Below are 2,589 nucleotides of genomic sequence, written 5' to 3' on the forward strand. Positions count from 1 at the left end.
GTTCTAAAGCGATAATTAAAAAAGACTGTCAAAAAACTGACAGCCTTAAAACTTGAGTTAAAAACATAGATATGACAAAATTGGATTGATATTATCTATACGATCAAATTTAGTAATAATGATTATGATTTTTTATGATCTCACTCATAGAAGTATTTTCAATTATAATTAATTATGGTTAAATATTAATCAACAATTAAATTTGAAAATTGATAAAAAAATTCCCTGATCAGATGGTATGATTCAGGGAATATTATAAAAATTTAAGTCTGAAATTATTTCTACTGCTTTGTCAGTTATTTTTATCTCTGAAAATAAAATAGCAAATTAGTAAGATAAGGTTTACCAGTACCGCAAAAGAATTTGAGAGAATAATTGGCAATTCTTTCTGCTCAAAACCGTACCAAACCCACAATGAAAGCCCGGAAATTAAAATAACGAGCATTAACCAGGAAATATCTTCCACATTTTTCGTTTTAATAACCTTAATCAGCTGCGGCATCGATGCAATTGCCGTTAAAGATCCAGCAATTAGCCCTAAAATTTCAACATTCATTTTTTTAATTATCGGTTTATCAAGTTTACTATAAAAACAGTTTATGAATTTTAAAATAAAAATTCAGCATAAAATAACGTGCTGAATTCTCTTTCTTTAAATACAATAAGCAAATTGTATGCTTATGTAGTAAAATACAATGATAAAATGAATAAATGTGGTATTTTATTCTAAGTTTAGGATTCCGTCTGTGAACTGTTTCCATTTAATTTTTGATAAGCCAAACCTTCTACCAAGAGCAATGAACACATTTTTCAGGCTGTTAATTATATCTGTATTTTGATTCGGCTTTTCGTTTCTTCCGTAAATTGCCATTTTAATATAATTGTTCTCTTTTGAAATCACAAATGTAGAAGTAGAACCTGCTGAATGAAAATGCACAGTTTTTCCAGAAAATTCATTTCCGGGTAGCTTTGAAGGCCTGCATTGCATCATTATACGATTAGGATTTGCTTTATCAATCATATCTATTCGTACCCACTGATAATCATTCAGTTTTGGATTTTTGATCGCAGACAATAGTATTTTGATATAATCGCCTATGATAGGCGCTCTTTCTATTCTGTTTCCTGAAGAGTCACAAAGAGTGAATTCTGCAATTTTTTCTTTGGAATAAGTTCCCCATTTATTTATTTCAAAAAAACGCTCTTTAAGTATATTATATTTTGTCTCAGCTTCCTGAGCATTTTCAAATTTTTGAATACTTTCTGTGTCATGAAATTTTCCTTTCACCTGCATCGGAATTCCCGGTTCCTTTTATTATTGAAATCAAACTTTTTTATTATTAAATTAATTTTAAAAATTAGAAATCAAATACCTTATATTATTTTGATTTTTTTTAAAAATAATTCTTTTGTGTATTACTTTTTTAAGTATATTTGAAATGAAAATTTTTTTTTCATCATTTGTGTTTTTATTAAACCCTCCTTCACGGAGGGTTTAATTTTTTATATACTCCCCAAATTTTTTTACATTATTTTATTTAAAGTCTGTGCATACGTTTTAAAATGTTTGCGAATAGCTGTTATTAAGCTTTAATAATATAATCTTAAAAAAATATTTTCATAACTTACAAGTTGAAATTACCAACACTACAAATTTTAAATTATGAGAATAGGTTTAATAGGATTTGGAAAAGCAGGAAAAGCTGTCGCAAATGTGATATTGCAAAACCCTGAATTTAGCCTTGAATGGGTTTTAAGGAGGAGTAAAAATATGGAAACTATATCCGTAAAAGAATTGCTGGAAACAGAATCCCAAGACAAAGCACAGATTTTTTCTGAACAAAGCATTAATATTGATGAACATTTCACACAATATCCTGTCGATGCAATTATTGATTTTTCTTCTACAGATAGCATTCACAGATACGGCAAAGCTGCGGCTGAACATAAAATAAAAATAATTTCTGCAATTTCACATTACGGTGACGATGAAATAAAGGTTCTTAAGGAACTTTCTAAAACCACTACTGTCTTTTGGTCGCCCAATATTACTTTGGGAGTAAATTATCTTTTGTTTGCAGCCGGTCTTCTTAAAAATATTGCGCCGGATGTAGATATTGAAGTGGTAGAAGAACATTTCAAAGCCAAAAGCGGAGTTTCCGGAACTGCAATTAAGATCGCAGAAACCCTGGACATAGAAAAAAACAACATCAACTCTGTTCGCGCAGGAGGTATTGTAGGAAAACATGAAGTAATCTTCGGATTCCCTTATCAGACAGTACGTTTGGTACACGAATCAATTTCGAGGGAAGCTTTTGGAAGCGGTGCACTCTTTGTTGCAAAACATATTAAAAACTATTCTAAAGGACTTTACAATTTTGAAGATATTCTCAGACCTTTTTTCTTTGGAGATCCTCAAAAAAATCTTTCTTAAGCTTCATAATTTTCCACAAAAAAACATTACGAATATTAAAAAAAATTTATTTCTTATTAAAAAGGCACATAATATGCTAATAATTACATATAAACCTTAAAAAAATATTATTATGAAAAGCTTATTGTGGTTAGTAGCCGTTATTTGTATTGTTG

General features: G+C 29.4%; 3 protein-coding genes. 1 reads left to right on the forward strand and 2 read right to left on the reverse strand.

What is annotated here, in order from left to right:
- Positions 1–292: 292 nt before the first annotated feature.
- A complete protein-coding gene (locus AB4Y90_RS17845) occupies positions 293–556 on the reverse strand; it encodes a SemiSWEET transporter (RefSeq protein ID WP_441558906.1) in 264 nt (87 codons plus the stop codon).
- A gap of 165 nt (positions 557–721) precedes the next feature.
- Positions 722–1,288: a hypothetical protein gene (locus AB4Y90_RS17850; protein ID WP_441558907.1), complete on the reverse strand. Its 567-nt coding sequence runs from the start codon at positions 1,286–1,288 to the stop codon at positions 722–724.
- 375 nt (positions 1,289–1,663) lie between these two features.
- Between AB4Y90_RS17850 and AB4Y90_RS17855 the strand changes: the two genes are divergently transcribed.
- Positions 1,664–2,434: a 4-hydroxy-tetrahydrodipicolinate reductase gene (locus AB4Y90_RS17855; RefSeq protein ID WP_441558908.1), complete on the forward strand. Its 771-nt coding sequence runs from the start codon at positions 1,664–1,666 to the stop codon at positions 2,432–2,434.
- The last annotated feature ends 155 nt before the right edge of the window (positions 2,435–2,589 follow it).

It is taken from the genome of Chryseobacterium sp. 2TAF14 (genome assembly GCF_052115105.1).
Taxonomy (GTDB): Bacteria; Bacteroidota; Bacteroidia; order Flavobacteriales; family Weeksellaceae; genus Chryseobacterium.